This is a genomic window from Haloimpatiens massiliensis, assembly GCF_900184255.1.
Taxonomy (GTDB): Bacteria; Bacillota; Clostridia; order Clostridiales; family Clostridiaceae; genus Haloimpatiens; species Haloimpatiens massiliensis.
In genome coordinates this window covers 1-5,384 of the sequence record NZ_LT854619.1, presented here as the reverse complement: position 1 = coordinate 5,384, position 5,384 = coordinate 1, and the positions used below count along the sequence as shown (strand labels likewise).

The window sequence follows — 5,384 nt, the reverse complement described above, 5'->3', positions numbered from 1 at the left end:
TGGTGCACCAGTTGTCACGCCAGTGGCATAGCTGGGTAGCTATGTTGGGAAGGAATAAACGCTGAAAGCATCTAAGCGTGAAGTCCACCTCAAGATTAGATTTCCCATAGCGTAAGCTAGTAAGACTCCTGGAAGACTACCAGGTTGATAGGTCGGAGGTGTAAGCATGGTAACATGTTCAGCTGACCGATACTAATAAGTCGAGGGCTTGATCAAATTAATTAACTAAAGATTTTCCACACTGTGCAATTTTGAAAGAACAATAAGTTCTTTTAAAGGAAACTCGCTCAGCAGAGCTGAGGAGTACTATATTTCTAAGGTCTAAAGACCTAAGAACTATAGCATCTGGTGATTATGGCTTGAAGGTAACACCCCTTCCCATTCCGAACAGGACGGTTAAGCTTCAAAGCGCCGATGGTACTGCAGGGGAAGCCCTGTGGGAGAGTAGGTCGTCGCCAGGTTATTGGATCTTTAGCTCAGTTGGTTAGAGCAACCGGCTCATAACCGGTAGGTCCGGGGTTCGAGTCCCTGAAGGTCCACCATATGGGGGATTAGCTCAGCTGGGAGAGCACCTGCCTTGCACGCAGGGGGTCAAGGGTTCGAATCCCTTATTCTCCACCAAAAGACAGTCATATTTGATTGTCTTTTTTTATTTGTAGCTAAAATGGTGATATATAGGCTTTTAAGTAAATCAAAATAAGAGAAAAATATTAATTTTTTTGTAATATGATTGCAGAAAAAAATTAGCCGATAAAGAAGTAGAAACTGTATTGAAATTGGTGTTGAGTGAAGAGCACTTATTTTGTAATATTGAAATAGAAGATGACTTTGTTTTAATAGAGAATTTAGTATTTTGATTGTAGAATGTATATTAGTTTGTCACAACCAACAATTTGTATTAGAAATATATTGTAGATTATTTCAATATGTGTTACAATTATACATGATTATTTAGTTTTTATTTAGGAGGTGTGAAAATGAAAAACTTGGTTTTAGTTAATACTGTTTTAGATATACTACCAATTTCTATATTTGGAATTTGTTTTAATTTAACAATGTACCTAGGGGGTAGTGCGTCTAAAATTAAATATAATGTTAGCTAAAGCAAGTGAGCCATTTTATGCCGATAATTAAATTTAAGAATGTATATCCAGGTATAGCGGTTGCTTGTCTGGATTTTTATTTTACATTAATAAGTAACATATTAATAAATTTTGCACAAATACTAGTATAAAATGCAGATTTAAACTTTTAATTTATTTTTTAGTAGTAAAGTAAATACTGTAAGTTGGTATATAACAATAGTTATTTGCAAAAATAATAATTGCTAAATTTCAATTACAGTACTTACTTAAATAAAAAATTATTAAGGTACATTTTTATATAGTAAGTGTTAGGTGCTATGATAAAAAATTATTAATAATAAAATATACTATTTTAGAAAAAAGTTCAGGCAGCGATTAGTTGTTTGGACTTTTTTTGTCGGCTTAAACAATATTAAAATAAGTAGATATAAGTAGGGAGAGATATAAATGATAGAATTAGCATTAAGTGGAGTGGAAAAATATTATGGAGCAACCAAAATATTTAATAATATTACTTTTGAAGTGAAAACTGGAGAGAAGATAGGTATTATAGGGAGAAATGGAACAGGTAAAACAACTATATTAAAAATAATATCAGGAATCGAGAAACAAGATAAAGGAGAAATTATGATAAAGAAAGGTGCTACTTTAGGATATTTAGATCAAATTCCCAAATATCCTAGACGGTATACTGTTTTAGATGTTTTAAAAACTGCTTTCGAAAGGCAAGAGGGCATACTTAAAAGTATGAGAAATTTTGAATTGCAAATGAGTAATTTATCTGGTAAAGAATTGGATATTATAATTAAGAAGTATGGCGACCTTCAGCAAGCTTTTGAGCATGAAGGTGGATATGAAATGGAAGAGAATTTAAGCAAAGTCTGTACAGGGCTGGGTATTACGGAAGGACTTAAAGTTCAAAAATTTGAAGTGTTAAGTGGTGGGGAAAAAAGTATGGTGATTCTAGGAAAAATACTCTTACAAAATCCAGATATTTTACTTCTCGATGAGCCATCTAATCATTTGGATATGGAAGCAATGGAATGGTTAGAGGAATTCCTTTCAAAATATAAAGGTGTCGTGGTTATAGTATCTCATGATAGATATTTTTTGGATAGTGTGGTTAGTAAGATAGTAGAAATTGAAGATATGGATTCTCAAATCTATAAAGGAAATTATTCTGATTATATAAGGGAAAAGAGGAAAAGAACACTTTTGCAACTAGAAGCATTTGAAGAACAGCAAAAGAAAATTAAAGCAATGGAAAAATCAATAAAAGACTTGAGAGAATGGGGGAGAAGAGGTGAGAATGAAAAATTCTTTAAAAGAGCTGAAAGTATTCAGAAGAGGTTGGATAAAATCACTAGAATTAATAAACCTATTTTAGAAAGAGATAATATGAAAATTATATTTAATAGTAATGATAGATCAGGAAAAGATGTTGTTTGTATGGAGGGGTTAGTAAAGAAATTTGATAAAAAAATCCTATTTAATGACGCAAATATGTATGTAAGATATGGGGAGAGAGTTGCTCTGATTGGGAAAAATGGAAGTGGTAAATCTACTTTAATTAAAATGTTGATTAATGAGTATAGTGCAGATCATGGAAAAATCCAATTAGGCGCAGGTGTTAATATTGGATATTTACCACAAAATATTATATTTAATAATGATGAACATACTATATTGGAGTGTTTCATGGAAGACATTGTAATAACTGAAGGAAAAGCTAGAGCATATTTAGCAAGATTTATGTTTTATGGAGAAAGCGTATTCAAAAAAGTTAAAAATCTATCAGGTGGGGAAAAAAGCAGATTGAAGCTATGTAAGTTGATGTTTAATAATATAAATTTTTTAGTACTTGACGAACCTACTAATCATTTAGATATAGATTCAAGAGAAACATTAGAACAGGCTCTTTTAGAATTTCAAGGAACAGTATTGCTTATATCACATGATAGGTATTTTATAAATACTCTTAGTGATAGGATTGTGGAATTAAAAAATAAAAAGCTTGTTAATTATGGAGGAAATTATGAATATTACAAGCAAAAACGTATGAAGGAAAAATTATTAATTAATAAAGAAAATAATATAGAAAAGGGTATTATTCAACAAAATAGCAATAAAGAAAATAAAAAAGTAACTTATGATAAAAATAAAGAAAAAAATATAAAATATAAGTTAAGGCAATTAGAAGTAAAAATTAATACTCTTGAAAATCAGATTGATAAATTAAACAATAACATGGCTCAATATAGCTATGATTTTCAGAAGCTAAATGAGATTTGTGAACAAAAGGCTATTTTAGAAAATCAAGTAGATATACTAATGGAAGAATGGATAAACTTGGTTTAGTACTATTATAAAATTAAAGTTTATGGAGCTGTCGCACTAAGAATAAATCCTACTATATATTGTGCTAACTTTAAACTTGCAAAACAATATATTGTATGTGAATCCTTTAATGCGATAGCCTCATTGTTACCATTTAGCAGTGTGCTCTTCTACTGTACCAAAAATATTATTTATATTTAAATCTTTGTTATCTTCATCTATTATTTTGCCTGAAAAATATCCATAAAGTTGACAAAAATCTGATCTTACTATTAGAAAATTAGTCTTCATTCGTTTTTCTATAAAAGGAGAAAATGTTAGAGTTATTTTATCAGAGTTTTTAGTGCGTATATACCACTTGTTCATAACATTACACTTATCATATATGAATTCTACATCATCACTTATTTTTATAATTTTATCATTTACAGTTATGGCATTTTCGTTTAATCCAGTTTTATCTGTCCATCCACTGCCTAAATTAATACCTAAATTCATCTCATTATGTTTATCTGAAAAAGAGCACCAATTCCAAAAGGTATTGTAGGGCCATAATCCTCTACCAAAGTCTAAAGAAGCAAAAGAAGTATTAATGCTAAATAGTATAGTGTTAGTTTCATCCATGCATAGAGCACCTGAAACAGGGAGACAGTTTTGTTTAGAGGTAAAATGAAATTTTTTAGTACTCCAAGGGATAACTACATTTAAAGTTTCATGTTTTAAATTATTATTAATTATAAAATTACCTTTTAAAGTGTGGTTATTAAAATTTGAACAGTAAACTTGTAACTCCGTTTTATATTGACTATTGTTTATATTTAAGTTGAAGCCCTTTTTAGAAATAGCTATATTATCATATACTTTATTTGGAAGGTTGCATCCAACAGCAAAAGGAACTTTAAAACTTTTTTCAGTTTGAGTTTTATTTTTTATATCTAAAAGATAAATGGAGATTAATCCTACATAATCAAAATTAGTTACAGTTATATTGAATAGGTACTCTTGATTACATATGTTCCAGTAGTTGAATTTTTTCTTTCTAAGCCAGTGATCTTTTATATTGCAATTGTGTTTTGGATTTCTACTCCAGCCTACAGAATTGATATTTAGAGAATTATCTTTAGTACATAAAGTGTAACAGGAATTAGTATTTAATTCTTTTTCTTTAAATGAATAATCATTTTGTTTTGATAGCCCCATAATAATCATTTTTGCGTAAAGATTACAAAAATATATAAGGTGTAGCATCTTTAACACACTACTACCAGAAATATTTATAACTTGTACGCATAAAACCTCCTTATAAAAATTTTATAACTTTTATGCACAAACCTCTATATAAAAATTTTATAAAATTTTACATGAAATATGCAAATATCTTGTAAATAAATATACTTACAACAAAGGCACTTGTAAAATTGGTAGTTGAATAAGAAAATAATAATATTCTTGATTTATATAATAACATAATTATGACTTTTATTTTTACTTTTATAGATTATTTTGGAATAATACTTTCATAGTTGTGATAAAATAATGTTTATACATAAATAACTAATCCAGGTGTATCTATATATGAAAAGTAAATTAATAATGAGATATATTAAATAAATTAATAATAATTTATTATAAACAGACTTTTCTTAGAGGATATATAAACTTTTTATGATAAAATAACACATGTCGCTAATAACTGCGGCGTAGACCCATAAAAATTTAAATTAAAACAAAAATAAAAAGTGTTGACAATTTAAATTTAATGTGGTAAAATGATTAAGTCGCTTGAAGCGACAGAAAAAAACTGGTCTTTGAAAATTAAACAGAGATGATGATGATAAATCATAAAGTCAGTGAATTTGAGTTTGAGATTGAACTTTAAATTGAGAGTTTGATCCTGGCTCAGGACGAACGCTGGCGGCGTGCCTAACACATGCAAGTCGAGCGATGAAGTTCCCTTCGGGG

At 29.1% G+C, this 5,384-nt stretch carries 3 protein-coding genes, 2 tRNA genes and 3 rRNA genes; 7 read left to right on the top strand and 1 reads right to left on the bottom strand.

Annotated features, from left to right (window positions below):
- From C1715_RS00060 to abc-f, 6 genes are all read left to right on the top strand, one after another.
- Window positions 1-216: ribosomal RNA gene (locus C1715_RS00060) — 23S ribosomal RNA — on the top strand; the annotation flags it as partial.
- A 128-nt stretch (window positions 217-344) separates the two neighbouring features.
- Window positions 345-461 (top strand): 5S ribosomal RNA (gene rrf / locus C1715_RS00055).
- Window positions 462-465: 4 nt separating this feature from the next.
- Window positions 466-542, top strand: a tRNA-Ile gene (locus C1715_RS00050).
- Between the two features lie 3 nt (window positions 543-545).
- Window positions 546-621 (top strand) — tRNA-Ala (locus C1715_RS00045).
- 356 nt (window positions 622-977) lie between these two features.
- Window positions 978-1,103, top strand: coding sequence for a hypothetical protein (locus C1715_RS19930; protein ID WP_278320070.1), 126 nt, complete (start codon window positions 978-980; stop codon window positions 1,101-1,103).
- A gap of 429 nt (window positions 1,104-1,532) precedes the next feature.
- Window positions 1,533-3,443 (top strand): ribosomal protection-like ABC-F family protein, encoded by a 1,911-nt coding sequence (gene abc-f / locus C1715_RS00040; protein WP_102398657.1) that lies wholly within the window; start codon window positions 1,533-1,535, stop codon window positions 3,441-3,443.
- Window positions 3,444-3,569: 126 nt separating this feature from the next.
- Here abc-f and C1715_RS00035 read toward each other — a convergent pair whose 3' ends face one another.
- Complete coding sequence (locus C1715_RS00035; RefSeq protein WP_180963940.1) at window positions 3,570-4,631, bottom strand: DUF2804 domain-containing protein; 1,062 nt, start codon at window positions 4,629-4,631, stop codon at window positions 3,570-3,572.
- A gap of 667 nt (window positions 4,632-5,298) precedes the next feature.
- Here C1715_RS00035 and C1715_RS00030 point away from each other — a divergent pair.
- Window positions 5,299-5,384 (top strand): 16S ribosomal RNA (locus C1715_RS00030); the annotation flags it as partial.

Excerpts from the sequence above, each read along its gene's own strand:
- C1715_RS19930 (WP_278320070.1), top strand. The coding sequence starts at position 978 with ATGAAAAACTTGGTTTTAGTTAATACTGTTTTAGATATACTACCAATT.
- abc-f (WP_102398657.1), top strand. The coding sequence starts at position 1,533 with ATGATAGAATTAGCATTAAGTGGAGTGGAAAAATATTATGGAGCAACC.
- C1715_RS00035 (WP_180963940.1), bottom strand. The coding sequence starts at position 4,631 with ATGATTATTATGGGGCTATCAAAACAAAATGATTATTCATTTAAAGAA.